At 61.9% G+C, this 19,704-nt stretch carries 22 protein-coding genes; 9 read left to right on the top strand and 13 right to left on the bottom strand.

Features of this window, described 5'->3' with window-relative positions; genetic code table 11:
- Positions 1-36 precede the first annotated feature (36 nt).
- Positions 37-1,905, top strand: a complete 1,869-nt coding sequence (locus tag FGE21_RS09555) for a heavy metal translocating P-type ATPase (RefSeq protein WP_139663063.1) — start codon at positions 37-39, stop codon at positions 1,903-1,905.
- A 105-nt stretch (positions 1,906-2,010) separates the two neighbouring features.
- Here FGE21_RS09555 and FGE21_RS09550 read toward each other — a convergent pair whose 3' ends face one another.
- Genes FGE21_RS09550 through atpD form a run of 9 tightly spaced genes read right to left on the bottom strand, consistent with a single transcriptional unit; the run spans position 2,011 to position 8,547 of the window.
- Complete coding sequence (locus tag FGE21_RS09550) at positions 2,011-2,904, bottom strand: F0F1 ATP synthase subunit gamma (protein ID WP_139663062.1); 894 nt, start codon at positions 2,902-2,904, stop codon at positions 2,011-2,013.
- Positions 2,888-4,471 (bottom strand): F0F1 ATP synthase subunit alpha, encoded by a 1,584-nt coding sequence (locus FGE21_RS09545; protein ID WP_255731474.1) that lies wholly within the window; start codon positions 4,469-4,471, stop codon positions 2,888-2,890. Before FGE21_RS09545 ends, FGE21_RS09550 begins: the two co-directional genes overlap by 17 nt.
- Positions 4,416-5,186 (bottom strand): F0F1 ATP synthase subunit B, encoded by a 771-nt coding sequence (locus FGE21_RS09540; RefSeq protein ID WP_139663061.1) that lies wholly within the window; start codon positions 5,184-5,186, stop codon positions 4,416-4,418. Before FGE21_RS09540 ends, FGE21_RS09545 begins: the two co-directional genes overlap by 56 nt.
- 3 nt (positions 5,187-5,189) lie before the next feature.
- Positions 5,190-5,477 (bottom strand): F0F1 ATP synthase subunit C, encoded by a 288-nt coding sequence (locus FGE21_RS09535; protein ID WP_139663060.1) that lies wholly within the window; start codon positions 5,475-5,477, stop codon positions 5,190-5,192.
- Entirely contained in the window at positions 5,477-6,169 is a 693-nt protein-coding gene (locus tag FGE21_RS09530; RefSeq protein ID WP_139663059.1) for a F0F1 ATP synthase subunit A, read from the bottom strand. The genes FGE21_RS09535 and FGE21_RS09530 overlap by 1 nt, the downstream gene beginning before the upstream one ends.
- The gene (locus FGE21_RS09525) at positions 6,166-6,465 is read right to left on the bottom strand and encodes an ATP synthase subunit AtpR (RefSeq protein WP_139663058.1); all 300 of its coding nucleotides are present in this window, start codon (positions 6,463-6,465) and stop codon (positions 6,166-6,168) included. The genes FGE21_RS09530 and FGE21_RS09525 overlap by 4 nt, the downstream gene beginning before the upstream one ends.
- Positions 6,462-6,749: an AtpZ/AtpI family protein gene (locus FGE21_RS09520; RefSeq protein WP_139663057.1), complete on the bottom strand. Its 288-nt coding sequence runs from the start codon at positions 6,747-6,749 to the stop codon at positions 6,462-6,464. Before FGE21_RS09520 ends, FGE21_RS09525 begins: the two co-directional genes overlap by 4 nt.
- Positions 6,746-7,156 (bottom strand): ATPase, encoded by a 411-nt coding sequence (locus FGE21_RS09515; RefSeq protein WP_139663056.1) that lies wholly within the window; start codon positions 7,154-7,156, stop codon positions 6,746-6,748. The genes FGE21_RS09520 and FGE21_RS09515 overlap by 4 nt, the downstream gene beginning before the upstream one ends.
- Entirely contained in the window at positions 7,153-8,547 is a 1,395-nt protein-coding gene (atpD, locus tag FGE21_RS09510; protein ID WP_139663055.1) for a F0F1 ATP synthase subunit beta, read from the bottom strand. The genes FGE21_RS09515 and atpD overlap by 4 nt, the downstream gene beginning before the upstream one ends.
- 493 nt (positions 8,548-9,040) lie before the next feature.
- Between atpD and FGE21_RS09505 the strand changes: the two genes are divergently transcribed.
- The 3 genes from FGE21_RS09505 to FGE21_RS09495 are packed head-to-tail and all read left to right on the top strand — an operon-like array spanning position 9,041 to position 12,038.
- Complete coding sequence (locus FGE21_RS09505) at positions 9,041-10,438, top strand: bifunctional enoyl-CoA hydratase/phosphate acetyltransferase (RefSeq protein ID WP_139663054.1); 1,398 nt, start codon at positions 9,041-9,043, stop codon at positions 10,436-10,438.
- Positions 10,435-11,679, top strand: a complete 1,245-nt coding sequence (locus tag FGE21_RS09500; protein WP_139663053.1) for an acetate/propionate family kinase — start codon at positions 10,435-10,437, stop codon at positions 11,677-11,679. Before FGE21_RS09505 ends, FGE21_RS09500 begins: the two co-directional genes overlap by 4 nt.
- A gap of 59 nt (positions 11,680-11,738) precedes the next feature.
- Complete coding sequence (locus FGE21_RS09495) at positions 11,739-12,038, top strand: phasin family protein (RefSeq protein ID WP_176695403.1); 300 nt, start codon at positions 11,739-11,741, stop codon at positions 12,036-12,038.
- 30 nt (positions 12,039-12,068) lie between these two features.
- Here the strand turns inward: FGE21_RS09495 and FGE21_RS09490 are convergent, their stop codons facing one another.
- Positions 12,069-12,956 (bottom strand): LysR family transcriptional regulator, encoded by an 888-nt coding sequence (locus tag FGE21_RS09490; RefSeq protein WP_139663127.1) that lies wholly within the window; start codon positions 12,954-12,956, stop codon positions 12,069-12,071.
- Positions 12,957-13,058: 102 nt separating this feature from the next.
- Between FGE21_RS09490 and FGE21_RS09485 the strand changes: the two genes are divergently transcribed.
- Positions 13,059-13,571 carry a lactoylglutathione lyase family protein gene (locus tag FGE21_RS09485; protein ID WP_139663051.1) on the top strand — a complete coding sequence of 171 codons (513 nt, stop codon included), beginning with the start codon at positions 13,059-13,061 and terminating at the stop codon, positions 13,569-13,571.
- 22 nt (positions 13,572-13,593) lie between these two features.
- On the opposite strand, the gene FGE21_RS09480 is transcribed toward FGE21_RS09485, so the two are convergent.
- Positions 13,594-14,481 carry a VOC family protein gene (locus FGE21_RS09480; RefSeq protein WP_139663050.1) on the bottom strand — a complete coding sequence of 296 codons (888 nt, stop codon included), beginning with the start codon at positions 14,479-14,481 and terminating at the stop codon, positions 13,594-13,596.
- Positions 14,482-14,565: 84 nt separating this feature from the next.
- Positions 14,566-14,994: a DoxX family protein gene (locus FGE21_RS09475; RefSeq protein WP_139663049.1), complete on the bottom strand. Its 429-nt coding sequence runs from the start codon at positions 14,992-14,994 to the stop codon at positions 14,566-14,568.
- Positions 14,995-15,118: 124 nt separating this feature from the next.
- Between FGE21_RS09475 and FGE21_RS09470 the strand changes: the two genes are divergently transcribed.
- Positions 15,119-16,045, top strand: a complete 927-nt coding sequence (locus tag FGE21_RS09470; protein WP_139663048.1) for a LysR family transcriptional regulator — start codon at positions 15,119-15,121, stop codon at positions 16,043-16,045.
- Positions 16,046-16,145: 100 nt separating this feature from the next.
- On the opposite strand, the gene FGE21_RS09465 is transcribed toward FGE21_RS09470, so the two are convergent.
- The gene (locus FGE21_RS09465; protein WP_139663047.1) at positions 16,146-17,057 is read right to left on the bottom strand and encodes a LysR substrate-binding domain-containing protein; all 912 of its coding nucleotides are present in this window, start codon (positions 17,055-17,057) and stop codon (positions 16,146-16,148) included.
- Positions 17,058-17,168: 111 nt separating this feature from the next.
- On the opposite strand from FGE21_RS09465, the gene FGE21_RS09460 reads away from it, so the two are divergent.
- From FGE21_RS09460 to FGE21_RS09450, 3 genes are all read left to right on the top strand, one after another.
- Positions 17,169-18,002 carry a transporter substrate-binding domain-containing protein gene (locus FGE21_RS09460; RefSeq protein WP_139663046.1) on the top strand — a complete coding sequence of 278 codons (834 nt, stop codon included), beginning with the start codon at positions 17,169-17,171 and terminating at the stop codon, positions 18,000-18,002.
- Between the two features lie 67 nt (positions 18,003-18,069).
- Complete coding sequence (locus FGE21_RS09455) at positions 18,070-18,834, top strand: amino acid ABC transporter permease (RefSeq protein WP_139663045.1); 765 nt, start codon at positions 18,070-18,072, stop codon at positions 18,832-18,834.
- Entirely contained in the window at positions 18,834-19,703 is an 870-nt protein-coding gene (locus FGE21_RS09450; RefSeq protein WP_139663044.1) for an amino acid ABC transporter permease, read from the top strand. Before FGE21_RS09455 ends, FGE21_RS09450 begins: the two co-directional genes overlap by 1 nt.
- The last annotated feature ends 1 nt before the right edge of the window (position 19,704 follow it).

The following is a 19,704-nucleotide window of genomic DNA, read 5'->3' as shown; positions in this document are numbered from 1 at the left end:
CAAGACATCAGCGCGACAGCCAGAAGGGGATGTGGAATGTTCAGGAGTGATTTCAAAACTGTCCTGTTGCTCGGCGCGGTCTTGGGGCTTGTTGGCGGGCTGCTGTTTGGTTTTTCGGGCAGGGACCAGACCGCCGTCGTGGTCTGGACGATGGGGGTGGTGCCCGTTCTCGTCTCGCTTGCGGTGGAAATTCTGCGCAGCCTCAGGCGCGGGGACGTCGGGCTTGATATTGTGGCAGCCCTGTCGATGACCGCTGCGCTTGTTTTCGGAGAGACACTGGCGGCGGCGGTCATTGCCGTCATGTATGCGGGCGGCACCTTTCTGGAGAGTTTTGCCGAGGGGCGGGCGCGTCGCGAAATGCGCGACCTGTTGTCCCGCGTACCGCGCACGGCGATGCGGTACATGGATGGCGAGCTTGAGGAGGTGCCGCTGGAGGACATCAAACCGGACGATCTGTTGCTGATCCGTCAGGGCGATGTGGTGCCGGTGGATGGCCAGATCGCGACGGAGACCGCCTTTGTCGATGCCTCCGCCCTGACCGGTGAATCCCTGCCGGTCAGGCTGTCGCGCGGCGCATCCGCAATGAGCGGTTCGACGAACGCAGGTGAACCCTTTGACCTGCTTGCGACCCACCGCGCCCGGGAAAGCACCTATGCAGGCATCGTGCGTCTGGTGGAGGCTGCGCAGCGCTCCAAGGCGCCCATGGCGCGCATGGCGGATCGCTGGTCGCTGGGGTTTCTCGCCGTCACCCTGCTGATCGCCGGTGCCGCGTGGGGGGCAACGGGGGACCCGATCCGGGCGGTCGCCGTTCTGGTTGTTGCCACGCCCTGTCCCTTGATCCTCGCCGTGCCGGTGGCCCTGGTCGCCGGAGTGTCGCGCGCCGCCCATTTTGGCATCTTGATAAAGGGCGCAAGACCTCTGGAGGCCATGGCCCGCGTGCACACGCTGATCCTCGACAAGACGGGAACATTGACCGACGGCCGACCGCGGATCGTGTCCATCCGCTGCCACAACGGATTTGGTGAAAACGACGTTCTGCGGTTGGCGGCCTCCCTCGATCAGGCCTCCAAACACCCGGTTGCGCAGGCTGTTGTTCTGGCCGCAAAAGCCCGTGGCCTCGACCTGTTTGTCCCCACGGAAGTGTCTGAAATTCCCGGTGAAGGTGTCCGCGGGCGGGTCGACGGCCGCAGCGTCACCCTTGGCGGCGAGGGATTCGTTTCCCGGCACCTCGGACGTCACCCCGAAGCCAGCAGTGATGAAATGGCAGGGTCTGTTCTGGTGGCGGTTTCCATTGACCGCCAACTGGCCGGCCATCTTGTTATGGCAGATCCGCTGAGACAGGGCACGAACGCCTTGCTGGATCGCCTGCGGCAGAACGGCCTGTCGCGTATTCTGCTGGCAACGGGCGACCGGTTCGATGTTGCCAGCAAAGTGACAGAAGGGCTCCGCCTGGATGGCATACACGCCGATCTGACGCCCGATCAAAAGGTCCTGCTGGTCCTCACCGAGCGCCAGAACAGCCCGGTGATGATGGTGGGCGACGGTGTCAACGACGCGCCCGCGCTGGCTGCGGCAAACGTCGGGGTCGCCATGGGCGCCCGGGGCGCCGCCGCCTCCTCCGAGGCGGCCGGTGTCGTATTGCTCGTGGACCGGATTGACCGGCTCGGGACCGGGATCGAAATCGCCAAAGGGTCACACCGGATCGCGCTTCAAAGCGTCGTGGCAGGGATAGGACTGTCGGTGGCAGGCATGGTCGCTGCGGCTTTCGGCTACCTGTCTCCGGTGCAGGGCGCGATACTGCAGGAGGTCATTGACGTGGCCGTCATCCTCAATGCCTTGCGGGCCCTGCGCATTGCACCGCAAGATACTGCGCCGACGGTCCCGACCATCCCCCTGCGTGAGTGACGTTGTCCGGTGCGATTGCACAGGAGGCCATCCGGCCGAGGAGTATCTGCGCGCAGCGATCCCTGGCCGCAAGATCGCCGCTCTGTCAGGTTCAGTCAGCGGCCTTCACCTGGATCGCTTCCTGTTCAGAGCCTCAAATCCGATGATCACATCCAAAAGCTCTGTGGTGATTTCGGTCTGCCGCATTGCACGTGTGTCCGACCTGAGCGCATCCAGCCGGTCGTCCACGGATTGCTCGGCCTGTTGCATCAGCGCCAGCCTGGCGGCATTCTCGGTCACCAGCGCCTCTGCCGCTGCCCGGAACAGGCTGGCAAAGAGATGCTCGCGGATCAGCGCCTTCAACAGGTCGCCTTGCGCCATCGAGAAATATGGCAGGCTCCGCGATGCCCAGGGTCTGGCCTGAAGATCCGCCAGCAGCCCGGCCCCGAGCGGCAGCAGAGGCGCGATGACGGGGCTTTGTCCCGCGCCCTCACTGCGGGCAAAATAGGCCAGCGAAATCGACACATCCCGCGGTTTGCTTCTTGCCCGGATGTCTTCCAGCTTTTGGGTCAGAAGATTTGCAAGGCGCCCGATGCCATCCACCGATGCCGGCGGAAAAAACGTCGTCTCAACCCTGAGGCCATGATCCGTCAGCGCATCCGCCTGTTGTGCCCCGATACACATGACAGAGGTGGTCCGCTCGGCGCTGTCGTCCTCAATCTGCTGCCGCACATAGGCGGCAAGTGCATCATTGTAGTTCCCGCATAACCCGTGGTCAGAGCCGAAAACGACCATGACCCGAACTGCGCCCTCGGCAGCCCCCATGCGTATCGGACCCGTCTGAGACAGAAAGGCCTGCAAGCCGAGGAGAACCGTATCATGGTAGGCCTCGATGGCGCGGGCGGCGTGCTCGTAGGGGGTGGAATTGATCACCGAAAGCGTCTTCATCGTATGCACCACACTGCGGATGCCCTGCATGCTGGTGGTGCGCCGGGTCAGCGTTTCAAGCGTCTGGGCCATGCCGATCCTCCACCGCGCCCCGGACTGTCTTGCCCAGCGCCGACAGCCGGGCGCGAGCGGCGTCGTCAAACGGGGCGTCCTGTGCGATCTGCGTTGCGACATCGCCGAGATCGCGGGCCGCCGCTGTTCGGATCGCGCCCATGACGGTGGCGGTCTCCGCCTCGCTCAACCCGTCGAGCTGGCCATCCATGGCCGCCACCATCACCGCCAGTTGCTCAATTGCGGGAATGGGGTCGCGTTCTGCCTGTCGCAGCGAGGCGCGCACGGCGGCCCCCCGACTGAGCCGCGCGCGGGTGGCCTCGTCAAGCCGGGTGCCGAAGCGCGCAAAGTCTTCCAGTTCCTCGAATTGCGACAGGGTCACGCGCAGGTTCCCGGCAACGGAGCGGAACGCCTTGCTCTGCGCCTTGCCGCCGACGCGGCTGACGGACACCCCCAGGTCGATTGCCGGGAACTGATTTTTCCGCACCAGACGCGGCGACAGGTAGATCTGCCCGTCCGTGATCGAGATCAGGTTTGTCGGAATATAGGCCGACAGGTTCTCTGCCTGGGTTTCGACAACGGGCAGGACGGTAATGGATCCGCCCCCCGCCGCTTCGGTGAATTGCCCGGCCCGCTCCAGCAGGCGGGCATGGATGTAGAAAATGTCCCCGGGAAAGGCCTCGCGTCCCGGCGGGCGGCGCAGCAGCAACGACAATTCCCGATAGGAGCGCGCATGATGGGTCAGATCGTCCAGAACGACCAGAACGTCCCGCCCGCGCCCGGAGAAATACTCAGCCATGGTCAGGGCCGCGTAGGGCGCAATATAGGCAAGGCCTGCCGCCTCATCGTCGCCGGCGGCGAGGATCGTGGTCCGCTCCATCATGCCACCCTCGCGAATGGCGCCGATCACCTTGGCCACCGCGTCGCCGCGTTGTCCGATCGCGCAGTAGATGCAGACCACCTCGGTGTTTTTCTGGTTGAGGATCGCATCTACCGCCAGCGAGGTCTTGCCGGTCTGCCGGTCGCCGATCACCAGTTGCCGTTGCCCCAGCCCGATCGGAACAGCGGCGTCCACGGCCTTGATGCCCGTTGCCAGCGGCCGCGTAATCCCCTGCCGATCGAGGATCCTGCGCGCCTCGGCCTCGACCGGGCGGATCGCCGCCGCCTTTATCGCGCCCTGCCCGTCCTGCGGTTCGCCAAGGGCATCCACGACGCGGCCCAGCAGCGCTTCTCCGACTTTGGTGCCGACAACCGTGCGCGTCCGCATCACGCTTTCACCGACGGTCACCTGTTCTGATGGCCCCAGAAGCACCACCCCGAGCCGACCGGGTTCGAGGTCGAGCACAATGCCGCGGACACCGCTGTCGAAGGTCAGCAGCTCGTCCGACAGTGCCCGGTCCAGTCCGGTGACCACGGCGATGCCGTCAGCCACCTCGGCCACCTGTCCGATCTCGCTGAGATGCGGCAGGGGCGCGGGGCTCTTCAGGAGCATCTCCACGACCCCTGCCGGATCTGCGGTCGGCCCGCTGCTGTCACTGCGCATGGTCTGGGTCTCCCGGAACGGCACCGGCGCCGAGCTTGTCGGCAACAAGCGCCTCCAGGCCATCAATATAGCTGTCCAGCGTCCAGGCCAGCTGCGCGCCACCGATGCGCAGTACAAGACCCGGCGCCTGTTCAGGATCGGTTTTGAAATCCGGAGCAATGCCGGGAAACACCGCGTCCAGCCCGGAAGTCAGGCTGCCCTTCACCCCCGGCGGCAGGGGGGCCTGACTGTAGATCACCGCGCTGGATGCCGCGGCGGCGGCATTTTTGAGCTCCGCCGCCATGGGGTCGATTTTCTGGATGAGCTGCGCCGCCATCCGCGCTTCGAGCGTGTCATCCGCGAGGTCGCCGAGGGCCTTGCGCGTCAGCGACAGAAGCGCATCCGCCCCGACACGATGCAGTTTGCGGGTATATTCTCTGGCTTCGTCGCTGAGCTGTGTCAGCCAAAGCGCGCGTTCGCGCTCCAGTTGCGCGCGGGCTTCGGCGAGTATGGCGTCCCGCTCGTCTTCGGCAGCCTTGCGGACGGCCTCGGATAAATCGGCTTCCTTTGACTGCTGGCGGCTGAGCTGGTCGCGGTAGTCCGCTTCGGCCTGCGCGGCCTTTTCCTGCGCCAGCACGGCGTCTTGCATGCGGTTTGCAATCTCCGTCTCGCGGGCGTCGATGCCGTCGAGGATCGGGCGATAGAGAAACCGCTTCAACAGCCAGACGAGCACCAGAAAATTGGCGATCTGGGCCGCAACAGTGATCCAGTCGATGGACATCCGTCAGCCACCTACTGCCTGAGCGGCTTCTGTCGCGGCGATCCAGAACGGGTTCGCAAAGATCAGGATCATTGCAACGACGAAACAATAGATTGCCGTGGATTCGATCATTGCGAGGCTCACGAACAGGGTCCGCGATATGGTCGATCCGGCATCCGGCTGCTGCGCAATTGCACTGAGTGCGGTTGAGGCGGCCCGCCCCTCACCCAATGCAGGGCCGATCGCGCCGAACGACACGGTGAGCCCCGCAGTAAAGATGGAAACGGCTGCGATGATACCAAGGTCTGTCATCAACTGTCCTTTTGTGTCTGAGTGGAGGGCGACGGTGTGGTCGCGGTGGAGATGTAGACGGTCGCCAGGATCGCAAAGATATAGGCCTGGATCATCCCGGTCAGGAGCCCGAGAACATCCAGCACCACCGGAAAGAAGAATGGCGCGACACCGAGCAGGATCACCGCAATGACCGCGCCGCTCATGATGTTGCCGTAGAGCCGTATGGCCAGCGAAATCCCGCGGGAGAATTCCGAGATGATATTGAACGGGAGCATGATGACCGAGGGCTCCAGATAGGTCTTCAGGTAGCCCCCGAGCCCACGGCTGTTCACCCCGAACATCGGCACCGCAATCAGCACCGAGATGGCCAGCGCGGTTGTGGTGGACAGGGACGAGGTCGGCGGCTCGAACCCCGGCACCACCAGCAGCAGATTGGACATGGCGACAAACAGGAAAAGCGTTCCCACAAAGTACAACAGGCGGCGCGAGGGGCGGCGGGAGATCTCCTCGATCTGGCTCTGGATGCCCTGAACGATCACCTCAAGCGTCGTCCGCCAACGGTTTGGCGGGACATCGGGCCGCAGTTTTCGTGTGATCAGCAGGGAGGCAATGGTCAGCAAGGCCATCACGATCCAGGTGTAGAAGATGGTCGCGTTGAGGGGCATGCCCCACAGCTCGAACATGATGATCTGATCCGGCGTGAGGGTCATGCGCCACCTCCTGCCGATGTCGCCGGGCGGGCCAGCGTGGTCGCAATGACGCGCGTCACGAAAAATGCAGCGGCATATCCGAGCCCCGCCCAGACCCCGAGGAGGTCGAGGACCACCCATCCGACACCGAGCAGGGCCGTCATCCGGACCACAGAACTGATCGTCAGCAGGCGGATCGCCGAAGCGCTGCGCAAGGCCCGCCGCATCCCCAGCGCCAGTCCTGCAAAGAACAGGGCGCCCATGACGATGCCGATTGCCCCTCCGGTCATTGCTGCGGTCCAATCAACGGGTATCATTTGTCGCCCCCTTCCTTGTTCATCCACGATGCGGCGATGAAGCCCCCCAGAACCACGCCCCCCAGGATCAGCGCAATGGTCCAGGAAAACCCCTGCGGCACCACGCGGTCCAGCCAGAGCCCGAGGGCTGCCCCCCCCACGGTCGGCACTGCGATTGACCAACCGATCATTCCGAATGTCCCGAGCCCCCGCAGCGGGCTTGCTCCGGGATTGTCGCGCGTTGATTTCATGCGCCGGGCCTGACGGGCGATGTCATCGATGGGTTTGTCCGGTTTGCGCGTCATGGCTGTGGCCTTTTCAGTTCCGCAAACCGACGCACCAGGTCGGCCTCCAGCCGGGACAGGGCCGAGCGCGCCTGTCGTTCCTCTTCATCCATCTGCACAAAACGCGCCTCGACCAGATCCTGCAGGCTGGCCAGATTGTCGCCATGCACACCGCGCCGCACCGAGACGGAAACCAGATGCCCCTTTTTGACAAGCAGCCCCTCATCCACGCCGAAAATCTCCTCGGTTCCGTCGGTGAGGCACAGGGTCAGCACCGACGGCACGATGGCGGTGACGAAATCAATATGGTTCGGCAAGATGCCGAAGGCCCCATCCGATGCGACCGCCGTCAGGGCCGTGGCCTGCGCCTCATACAGGCTCTGTGTGGGCAGGCGCAGGCTGACGGTCATATCCGGGGCCAGGCTCATCGCGCGCCCTCCAGATCATCCAACCCGCCGATCATGTAATAGGCGCTTTCCGGCAGATCGAATTCTGTTTGGCCGAGAATGGTCTCGCAGCCGCGCAGCGTCTCTTCGATTGGCACCAGCTTGCCCGCCATGCCGCTGAAGGATCCCGTGGTGGAAAAGGGTTGGGTCAGGAACCGTTCCAGCCGCCGGGCGCGAGCGACGGTTGCGCGATCAGCCGCGGAGAGTTCCTCCAGCCCGAGCATTGCGATGATGTCGCGCAGGTCTTCATATTCGGCCAGGGTCCGGCGCACAGCACGGGCAATGTCATAGTGGCGCTGCCCAACGACCGCAGGCGTCAGCATGACAGAGGCCGAGGCCAGCGGATCGACCGCCGGGTACAGCCCCTCGCTTGCCCGCTTTCGTGACAGCACCACCGAGGCCGACAAATGCGAAAAAATATGCGCGGCGGCCGGGTCGGTGAAATCATCGGCCGGGACGTAGACCGCCTGAATTGAGGTGATCGCGCCGCGGCGGGTTGAGGTGATACGCTCTTCCAGACTGGCGAGTTCCGTGGCCAGCGTGGGTTGATAACCGACACGGGACGGCATCCGCCCCATCAACCCCGAGACCTCGGACCCGGCCTGAACGAAGCGAAAGATATTGTCGATCAGGAGCAGAACGTCCTGGCCTTTGTCGTCGCGAAAATACTCGGCCATGGTCAGGGCGGTGTTGCCGACCAGAAACCGGACACCGGGGGGCTCGTTCATCTGGCCAAACAGCATCACGGTCTTGTCGCGCACGCCGGCCTCCCCCATTTCGCGGTACAGCTCTTCTGCCTCGCGCGATCGTTCCCCGATGCCGCAGAACAGGCTCACGCCCTTGTGGTGCTGGACTGTGTTGTTGATCAGCTCGGTGATCAGCACCGTCTTGCCGACACCGGCACCGCCAAACAGACCGGTCTTGCCGCCCCGCTCGATGGGAGACAGCAGATCGATCGCCTTGATCCCGGTTTCCAGGATCCGCGAGTGCAGGACACGGTCGCTCAGCTTGGGAGGAGCGCGGTGAATAGAGCGGCGATCCGTCGCGACCGGTGCCGGGCGTCCATCAATCGGGGCGCCAAACACATCGAGCATCCGCCCCAGAACAGCATCGCCCACCGGCACCTCGATTGGCCCGCCCGTGGCCGTGACCGGCATGCCAAGGCCAAGGCCGCGCACTGGGGCCAGCGCCATCGCCCGCACCACGCCGCGCCCGATCAGGCCCGAGACCTCCATCGCGATCTCCCCTGCGTAAAGAAGATCGTGAATACGCGGAACTTTCCCCTCGAATGCGACATCGACGACCCCACCGTGAATGGCCGCAATACGGCCCTTCGGGGGCTCCGCCGCTGTTGAAGAGGTTTCGGTGGTCATGGGATTGCGCTGTCTCTTTTCGTCCGGCCCGCTGAGGCCCTCCCTGCATACGAAACTCCTGGCGACCCGAATTGACAAAGGTCAATCGCGCGTCCGCAACCGGACCAAAACTCAGAGCCGGAAACCCGGCGAAACGGCGGGACAATTGACGCAGGTCAATGGGTGGGGCCCGATCTGCGAATATGCCTGCCTGGAATGTCCAGAGAACAGCGTTTCCTGAAAACAGCAAAGGGTCCGGCAATGGTCCATGTTCGCTCACTCCACGACGACCAGCCCTGGGCCGAACAAACCGCGATTGCACGTGGTTCTGGCGCCGGAATGCGCGGTTGCGAGACCGAGCTGACCTGCAGAACACCAGTGCGGCTGGACATCCGTGTTTGCGGCGCGTCAAGGCCGAAAGCTGCTGTCACTGCGATGTCGCAGGCGGATGCGCCGGTGTCCCCGCCGCCCCCGTCGCAAAGTCCCCCCTCCCCACAATTCAGGTCCTTCATCCATGCAGTTCATTGAAAACAGAACATTTGACGAAATCGAGATTGGCGAAACAGCCGAGCTCACCCGGACGCTACGGGCGGAGGACATTGAGCTATTTGCTGTGATGTCCGGCGACGTGAACCCGGCCCATGTCGATGCGGATTATGCCAGCTCGGACATGTTTCACAAGGTGATCGCTCATGGCATGTGGGGCGGCGCGTTGATCTCGGCTGTGCTCGGAACCGAACTGCCGGGACCCGGGACAATCTACCTGCATCAGAGCCTCGACTTCCGGCGCGCCGTCGGCCTCGGGGACACTGTGACCATCCGCGTGACCGTCGCCGACAAGAGCGCAAAACACCACCATGTCACATTGAACTGTCTGTGCCTCAATCAAAGTGGTGACACCGTGATCGAGGGGCAGGCGCTGGTCGTGGCGCCAACCGAAAAGGTGCGCCGGCCGCGTGTCTCCCTGCCGGAGGTGCATCTGCACGAGCGAGGGGCGCGGTTCAACGACCTGCTGCGGGCGACGTCCCACCTCGATCCCGTGCGGACTGCGGTGGTTCACCCCTGTGATGCCCTGTCGCTGGAAGGCGCGCTGGAGGCCGGCGCGAAGGGGATGATTGTCCCGATCCTGATCGGGCCGCGCGCCAAGATCGAGGCGGCAGCAGAGGAATTCGGAGGCGAACTGGCCGGTGTGGAGATCATTGACGTGCCCCATAGTCACGCCGCCGCGGAACAGTCCGTCGCATTGGCCCGCAGCGGCAAGGTCGACATGCTGATGAAGGGGAAGATCCACACCGATGAATTGCTGGAACCCGTCGTCAAAAAGGACAGGGGCCTGCGGACGGAACGCCGGATGAGTCATGTCTTTGCGCTCGACGTTCCGAACTATCCCAAGCCGCTGCTGATCAGCGATGCCGCGATCAACATTTTTCCGGATCTGCAGACCAAACGTGACATCGTCCAGAACGCGATCGATCTGGCGCTCGCCCTTGGGATCGAACTGCCCAAAGTCGCGCTGCTGTCGGCGGTCGAAACCGTGACGCCAAGCATCCCGTCGACGCTCGATGCGGCAGGGCTTTGCAAGATGGCCGAGCGGGGCCAGATCACCGGCGGTCTGCTCGACGGGCCTTTGGCCTTTGACAATGCCGTCTCCAGATCCGCGGCCGACGCCAAGGGCATTCTCTCTCCGGTCGCAGGGCAGGCAGACATCCTCATTGTGCCGGACCTTGAGGCGGGCAACATGCTTGCCAAGCAACTGATCTATCTCGCAGGAGCCGACGCTGCAGGCCTGGTGCTGGGGGCGCGTGTGCCAATCATCCTGACCAGTCGTGCAGATGGTGTTTTGTCCCGTCTGGCCTCTGCCGCCATGGCGCAGATTTTCGTCCATCACAACACCACCCGTAGCCCGTCATGAAGGGCGTGTTTCTGATACTGAATGCAGGCTCGTCCAGCCTGAAGTTCGCGGTCCATGAGGCGGGGTCCCCCGTAACGCCGCCTTTGCTGCGCGGCAAGATTTCAGGCCTTGGCACAACCCCGGTCTTTTCGGCGCAGGACAACAGCGGCGCCGACATCGACCCAGGCGCCCTGGCCGCGCTGGAACCGGACTCGAATCACGAAACGTTGATTGCAGATCTGCTGCCCTGGCTGGCCTCCAGGATACGGGGTCAGCCGCTGGTGGCGGTGGGGCACAGGGTTGTGCACGGCGGCCAGCACTTTGACGCACCGGTGCTGATTTCCCCGGAGGTCCTGCGTCAGCTTGATACATTCGTGCCCTTGGCGCCGCTGCATCAGCCGCACAACCTTGCCGCGATCCGCGCGGTCGCGAAGTGGCAGCCCGCGATCCCGCAGATCGCCTGCTTCGATACCAGTTTCCACCGGAGCCAGAACCGACTGGCCGAACTCTTCGCCCTGCCCCGCGATCTGACCAATGCGGGCGTGGTGCGCTATGGGTTCCATGGTCTGTCCTATGAGTACATCGCCAGCATTCTGCCGGACCACCTGGGCGAGCGTGCCTCCGGACGGATGATTGTGGCGCATCTGGGAAACGGATCGAGCATCTGCGCATTGAAAGACCGCAAGAGCGCTGCGACCAGCATGGGGTTTACCGCGCTCGATGGTCTGATGATGGGGTGCCGTTGCGGGACGCTCGATCCCGGCGTCATCCTCTATCTGATGCAGGCCAAGGGCATGACCGCCCCCGTCATCGAAGCGCTGCTCTATACGCAATCGGGCCTTTTGGGCGTGTCTGGCATCAGCAACGATATGCACGTCCTGCAGGACAGCGACAGCCCTCATGCCAAAGAGGCCATTGACCTCTACTGCTATCGGGCGGCCTGCGGTCTGGCCGGGCTGCTGCCGTCTATTGGCGGGCTGGACGGGATCGTGTTCACGGCCGGCATCGGCGAGAACTCGGCCCTGGTCCGTCGCCTGATCTGCGGTCATCTGTCCTGGCTCGGCATCTCATTGAACGATGACGCGAACGACCGCAACGCGACGGCCATCGGTTCCACACAGTCAAAGGTCCCGGTTCTCGTGCTCCCCACCAACGAAGAGGTCATCGTTGCGCGGGCCTGTCACGCCTTGCTGCCGGACGGGCGCGCTCAGCGGCCGCAGGAACAGTATGAAAACACGGCGCAGATTGACACAGGTCAATGAATTTCGCCCGACCCTGTGCTAGAGTGAGGCCATTCATTCAATCCCGAAAGGAAACCGTCATGCCCAAGACCAAGGAGACCGCCGAGGAGGCCGGAATCGAGTCGATCGCCAGTTTCGGCACGGACTGGTTCGAGGCCATGGCAGAAATCGGGAGCGAAATGCTGAACTTCACCGCCGAGCGGATAAAGCAGGATCTGGAAACTCAACACGAACTTCTGAGTGCAAAAGGGATCGCCGATATTCAGCGAATCCAATTGCAGTTTTTCCAGAAAGCCATCAACGACTACGCGGCCGAGACCGCCAAGCTGCTGGAAATGAGCAAATCACGTCCGCCAAATCACTCCAGCGTCCCACTGTAGCACAGCGCCACGCCGCGCCAGAATGCCCCCTCAACCAAGGGCAACCGCGAGGTCCCTGACGACGGCCATGATCCGCGTCAGCCGGGCGCTTGGTGGCTGCCCCCGGCGGGAGACGGCCCAAAGGTCGTGGTAGCGGGGCTGCGGCAAGCTGGCGATATGGACTTGGTCCGCCTGAGGAAATGCGGCCAGGCCGCTGCGCGGCAACAGCGTGTAGCCAACGCCTGCGGCCACAGGAGACGGAATCTGGCCGATCTGATTCACATATGTGCGGATAGTCAGCCTGTCGGCACCGGAGAAGGTTTCGGGGAAATTCAGCGCGAACACGTCGTTTGCATAGCTGAACACATCCGGATGCGCGACAAGGCCCAGCGCCTCCAGCGCGTCAAACTGCAGCGGCACGTCGCGGCCTGCGGGCAGCACCAGGCAGATCTCCTCCTGCCCGATATGCTGCGCTTCTATCCTGGGGTGACGGGGATCCTCGCCAAGGACACCAAGGTCGAAGCGACCTTCCAGAACGCCCGCAAGAATGCGCGCCTGCGGCGCCGCTTCCACATGGATCGCGAGGCCGGGGGCGTCCCGCATCAGTGCAATGGCGCGCGGGTAGAACAGCATCGCGAAACTGCCTGAACAGGCGACGCGCAACTCTCCGGCGTCCGGGTCATCCCTCGCGATTGCAGCACGAAGCGCCTTTTCCTCGGCCCGGCGCATCAAGCCAAGATCACGGACCGCCTCCCCCGCAGAGGTCAGGGTGAATCGCTTTCCCTCCTTCGAGATCAGCTTCTGCCCGAGCTGGTCTTCGAGCTTGCGCAAGTGCTGTGACACGCCGGGCTGGGTCATGTTCAGCCGCTCTGCAGCGCGGGTGAAGTGTCGCTCTTCGGCGAGGACGGTGAAAGTCTCGATCCAAGTGGCATTGAGCATCACATCATAACACCATGTTTCCATTCCGATACATTATGATTATTTCACATGCGGCAATCACCTGTCTAGATCTGCCATATGCACAATGGACAGGAGACCGACATGACCCCCACGCCCCGCAGCTTCTCACATATTGGACTATCCGTGCCGGACGTCGATGCAGCCGTCAAATTCTACTCGGAGGTCATGGGATTTTATGTGCTCATGCAACCGAGCGAGATCACCGAGGACGACAGCGCAATCGGTGTTATGTGTACGGATGTCTTCGGCCCCGGCTGGCAGCACCTGCGGATCGCGCATCTGTCCACAGCAGATGGCATCGGCATCGAGCTGTTTGAATTCGCAGGCCATCATGCCCCGGACGACAATTTCGCCTTTCGCCGTCACGGGACGTTCCACTTCGCGATCCAGGACCCGGACATCGAAGGGCTGCTTGAGAAAATTGTCGCCGCCGGCGGCAAGCAGCGGATGCCCGTGCGGGCGTATTTCCCCGATGAAAAACCCTACCGCATGGTCTATGTCGAAGACCCATTTGGCAATATCTTCGAACTCTACAGCCACAGCTATGAGTTGACCTATTCCGCGGGCGCCTATGCGTCGGCCTCTCAGCCCTGAGGCCCGGGGCGGCTGAGCCCTGTCAGGCGGAGCGCACAGTCACCTCGGCGCCCGCCGGATCACGCCCGTGCCACCGGTCCTGATCGCGCGTCAATGGCGCATGTTCCAGAGCGCTGGGGTCATGGGCGCAGATCTCATAGCCGATCAAACGGGCCATATCATCGGGCGCTGGCGGTCGGTTTTGCCCCGCCCAGACATTCATCGCCAAGCGGTGGGTTCCGGGGATGCCTGCGGACATATCGGCAAACCCCCAGGTGTGCAGCGTCAGATGGCGCGCAAATCCGAGTGCTTCAAACCACTCCAGAGCGGCCTCAATCTCCGCCACCTTGAAGTGCAGATGCGCCAGATAGGTGTCATCGGCCAAAGGCGCCATAAAATCTGCGCCCTGAGCGGCCGCAAGCTCTGCCGCCACATCCAAAGGGGCCCGCCCACTGTGCTGATTACCATCGGCATCATAGAGGATCAGCCCTCGGGACATATCGCCATACCGTCCGAACCGCTCTGGCGTCTCCAGGGTGATTTCAATCTCCAGCCCGTCGGGGTCGTGCAGGTACAGGGATTTCGCCATCAGGTGATCCGTTGGGCTGACCTGCACCCGCAGGTGCAACAGGCGGGCGAGGATGCGCGAAAACTCCGCCTGACTGCGCACTCCGAGGGCCACGTGGTACATGCCGGTATAGGCCGCCGCGACCGGTTTTGACGCACCGGGGTGCAACATGACCAACGTGGTTTCCCTCGTTCCCAAGGCAACACCGGATGCGCCATGGTCCCGTTCGACCAACCCGAGCGCGGATGTCCAGAACGCCACGGAGCGTGCAAGATCGGTGACCTGCAGCTCAACAAGCCCCCAAGACAAGCGATCGGCCTGTGGGTCAGTTTTGGCGGTGCGGGCAATGGATATATCGGTCATCTGGGCCTGTATCGGGTGAAAGGACGGAAGGAGCAAACGCCCCGCATATACAAGCGATACAAGCGGGGCGCGAAAGAAGGGCGTTTAGCTGCGCGGCGCGATAGGCGCCTTTTTGGTGCGGCCCCAGATCACAAAGGCGGCCAGCGCGAACAGCACGGCGTTCATCGGCACCACTTCCAGCTCACCACGATAGATGTGAAAAGCGGCGGCCAGCACCATAATCACAGCCAGCCCGGCGGCCGCCAGTTTCGTCAGCTCCGGCATGATCCGGGTGGCTGCCGGCAGGATGAGACCAACCGCGCCTGCAACTTCGGCCAGTCCGATAAAGCGGATCAGGATCACCGGCGCGTTTTCAACCCAGGCCAATCCCATAGCCACCATTTCTGCGGGGGCGGAGGTGAGCTTCATGAAGCCTGCCATCAAGAACATCGCAGCCAGGGCCGCCTGCGCAATCCAAAGGCCAATCGTCCAGCCCTTGCCCGTCTTTGTCGTATTCGTGTCAATCGTTGTCATGGTTTTCGCTTTCCTGAAGCCGCCCGGCGCGGCGGAGAATTGATCATCACGGCAATATAAATATTTCCACTCAGGGGATCATTACGATAATTATTGATCCAACATTCACCCTGAGTTGATGATCATGGACACATTATTGAGCCTGCGGGTGTTTGCCGCAGTCGCCGAGCACAAGAGCTTTTCCGCCGTTGCGGGGCGCATGGGGCTGTCTGCGGCCATGACCAGCAAACATGTCCAACACATAGAGGCGCGTGTCGGGGCGCGTCTGTTGAACCGCAACAGCCGCAATGTCAGCCTGACCGAAGCGGGCGCGCAGTATCTTTCATCTGTAAAACCTCTGCTGGACGGGCTGGATGAAGCCGAAGCCCAACTGGCGAGCGATACAGCCACCGTCAAAGGCAGGTTGAAGATTTCAATGCCGGTTTGGATGTCCAATCCCGCCTTTGCGAAGATCCTTTCAGCCTATCACCAGCAAAACCCGCTAGTGACATTTGATTTTGATGTGAGCGGCCGCAAGATCAACATGGTGGAAGAGGGCGTCGATCTGGCGCTGCGCGTTGCCACCGAACTCGACCCCGGGCTGATTGCACGCAAAGTGGCAGAGGCAACGTTCCGGATGGTCGCCGCACCGGCCTTTCTCGATCGCTTTGGACGGCCACAAACGCCGGACGATCTGGATCAGGCCCCGTTTCTGGCCTATTCGCAAGTCTCCTCGGAGGGGCGCGTCAAGTTTGGCGGGCCTTCGGGCCTGGACGTCAGGATGCGGCCGGTGATTGTCAGCGGGAATGAGAGTCTTCTGCATCTCGCGGCGGTCGCCGGAATGGGGTTCGCGATATTGCCCAATTGGGTCACACAGGACGATTTGGCCCAAGGGCGACTGGAACCTGTGCTGGCCGGGGTCACGTGGCCAAAACTGCCGATCCAGGCCATCTATGCGGACCGGAGCTACCTGCCTGCAAAGGTCCGTAGCTTTTTGGATTTCCTCGCCGGACCTGACGGGCTGTCTGCGCCGCCTGACCAGCTACTCAACCTGACTGGCCGTTCAACCTGACTGGCCGTTCAAAGCATCATATACCGCCGACACAGGGCTCTGCGTCACAGCATCACACAGCGTTCCCGCAGAATGTCGGTCTGAGTGAGCGACCGGCGCGTCAGAGAGTACCTGCTTCCGCAGCATCCCAGATTTTTTGCATGAGCGACGATCCGGAGACGGACTTGCGGACCAACACGACATCAAGCTCCAGCACGGCGGTGCTTTCGGTCAGGACGACCAATGACTCCTGCCGCAGCTCATCCCGGATCACGCTGTTGGGCAGCCAGCCGATACCCTGCCCGACCAGGATCATCTTCTTGACGGCCTCTGACATCGAGTTTTCGAAAACCGTATGAAACCCAATGCGTTTTGTGTGGTAATGCGTCGTCAATATCTCCTGCATCTTGCCCAGAAAGCAGCCCGGAGAATAGGAGACGAGCGGCAGCGTCTCGCCCTCGGTCAGGGTGCCCAATGCGTGCCCCATACGATCCGCGATCTGCGGGCTGGCAACCAGGACCAGCGGATCCTGCATGAGCGTCAGCGTCTCGAACTGTCCCGAGTTCAGATATTGCGGTCCGAGGATGTGAGAATAGCAAATCGCAAGCTCGCTCCGGCCCAGCGAGAGGCTTTCAATACAATCATAGTAGTCCGTCGCATTCATTCGGGTCGTGAACGGGCCGACCGCGTCTGCCAGTTTGCGGGCGTATGACGGATATATGCTGAGTGCTATGGAATGCAGCGCGCTGATGCTCAATGTATCGGCACCGGGGCTGAAAAGATCACGACATTCATCGCGGAGGCGGTACATGTCCTGAGACAAGCTGCGGGCGTTTTCCAACACGATTTCACCCGCTGGCGTGAGCTTCACCGGATAGGTGCTGCGATCAATAAGTTGCGTTCCAATCCAGTTTTCCAAGGCTTTTATGCGGCGACTGAAGGCGGGTTGGGTAATATGGCGGGCCGCCGCAGCCACGGAGAAATTTCGCGTCGCATCAAGCTCTATCAGGTCTTCAAGCCATGTAATCTCCATGTCTCATGCCTTTTTTGCATAACCCATCAATAATCAGCATTAGATCACATTCCGGATTCCTGCCAGCCTTTCTGCATAAGATGAGAAAAAGCTGCCCAACAGGAGATCCCAATGAAAAAAGTTACAACATTTCTGACAACCGTTGCCGTCGTCGCCTCTTCTACCAGCAGTGCGTTTGCGGACTGCACGAACGACACCTGGAACAAGATCAACGAACGCGGCAAAATTGTTGTTGGCGTGAAGGCCGACACAAAGCCCTGGGGGTTTCTGGACAGCAGCGGGGCCCTCGTTGGCATGGAAGCTGACATGGCGGCTGACGTTGCGGCGACACTGGGCGTGGAGCTGGAGCTGGTGGGCGTGCAGTCTTCCAACCGTATGCAGTTTCTGGAACAGGGCAAAATCGATTTGATGATCGCCACCATGTCCGACCGTGCGGACCGTCGTGCGCTTGTCGGCGTCGTGCAGCCGAACTACTACACCTCCGGCACCAACATCATGGCGCCGAAGGCTTTGGGGATCACCGACTGGTCCGATCTCGCGGGCAAGCCGGTCTGCGGCAAACAGGGCGCGTTCTACAACAAGATCGTCGAAGAGCGTCACGGGGCCAGCGTGATTGCCTTTACCGGCAACGCCGAAGCCAAACAGGCGCTGCGCGACAAGAAATGTGTCGCCTGGGTCTATGACGACAGCTCGATCGCGGCTGATCTGGCGTCCGGCGAATATGGCGACTACGAAATGCCTTTGAAAACAGAGGATGACAACCCATGGGGGCTGGCGGTGCCCTTGGGCGAAGAAAACTGCGTCTTTGGCCGCTTTATGTCAGGCATGCAGTACAACTGGCTGCAGTCGGGCGACCTGCTCGAACTGGAAGCGAAATGGGGCATCCAGAAAAGTGCCTTCCTTGAGGCACAGCAGGACCGGTTCAAGGATTGGCTGGCTGAGTAACCACAGCCGCCATTGAGGGCGCGGCTTTCGGGCGGCGCTCTCTTCCTTCCGCCCGCAGAGGTTTGCCATGATCGAGACGTTTCAAGACTTCTTCCGCTCTGTCGCTGACACCTATCCGAAGTGGAATTTCATCTTTTTCCACGACCCCTCCCAATGGGAGCGCGTGATCAGCGGGTTTTACGTGACGGTTCAGCTTTCGGTCGTCTGTGTGATCCTGAGCGTGGTCATCGGGATCATTGGGGCCTGGGCACAGGGGTCGCCCTCACGGATCATCCGCTGGGTGGTGCAGGGCTATATTCAGTTCTTTCGCAACACCCCTCCTCTGATCCAGCTATTGTTCTTCTACTTCGCCCTCGGGCAGTTCACGCCGACGGTCACCGGGCCGGATGGCTGGACGGAGCAGCCGATCATTTCGAATGTAGGCTGGGCGATCATCTCATTGTCCTTCTTCGCCGGGGCGTTCAACGTGGAGATTTTCCGCTCGGGTCTCGAAGCCGTTCCGAACGCGACGCTTGAGGCCGCCGAGGCGCTGGGGTTCACGCGCGCCCAGACCTATACCAATGTGACTTTTCCCCTGGCGTTGCGCGTCAGCCTGCCTGCGCTCAACAACAACCTGATCAATCTGGTCAAGACAACAACGCAGGCCATCGCGATTGCGGTGCCAGAGCTGCTCTATGAGATGGTGTCGATCTGGAATGACTACGCCTCGGCACAAAACGCGGCAATGACCGTGCTGTTTTTCACATATATCGCACTGGTCGGCATCCTTGCCTTTGGCATGAACCGCTGGGAGGCCAGGCTGCATGTGCCGGGCTTCGGAAAGACGAGCTGATGACCCATTCCTCCACTGCACCCACCGACCTTCCTGTCATGTTGCCCGCCACGTACCGGGGCCCTGATGCGCTTGGCTATTGTCGCTGGCTGGCGGCGATGCCGGTCTGGGCCTTGCCGGTGATGGCCGGTCTGGTTCTGATATGGCCCACGCTCGTTCATGCGCAGACCGTCTACTCCACCGAAAAGATCATGGGGATCATGGCCAAATGGCTGCCCCTGCTGATCACCAAGGGCTTTTCGATGAATGTCGTCATCAGCTTTTTCACCATGCTTCTGGGCACGATTGCCGGCCTGCTGCTGGGGGTGGGGCGCGTGTCGGACAACCGATATATCCGTGGTTTCTCCTGGCTTGTCGTGCAGTTGTTTCGCAACTCTCCGTGGCTGGTCCTGCTGTTCATCGTGATGCTGACATTGCCGTTCGAGATCCGGGTCGCAGGCACCTATTTTTCGGTGCCCGACTGGATGAAGGCCGTCTTTGGCCTCAGCCTGCCGATCATGGCCAATATTGCCGAAATCGTCCGGGGAGCAATCCAGTCGGTGCCCTCAGCTCAGTGGGAAGCCGCCGAAAGCCTCGCATTCACCCGGCGTCAGATCCTGTGGCAGATTATCTTGCCGCAATGCTTCAAGCGCATGATCCCGCCATGGATGAACTGGTACGCGATCATGACGATGGCAACGCCCCTTGTGTCCCTGCTGGGCGTCACGGAATTGGTGACATTGTCGCGCCAGGCGATGGAGGCCGAGGGCAACAACCCATCGCTGCTGGTGCCGTTCTACGGCTTCGCACTGATCATCTTCTTCGCATACTGCTACCCGATCGCCCGTCTCACCATGCGGTTGGAAAAGAAATTCGCTGTAAAGGGGTAAC

It is taken from the genome of Phaeobacter sp. B1627, from assembly GCF_006265095.1.
In the GTDB taxonomy this organism is placed as follows: Bacteria; Pseudomonadota; Alphaproteobacteria; order Rhodobacterales; family Rhodobacteraceae; genus Epibacterium.
This window is presented reverse-complemented; position numbering and strand designations above follow the sequence as displayed.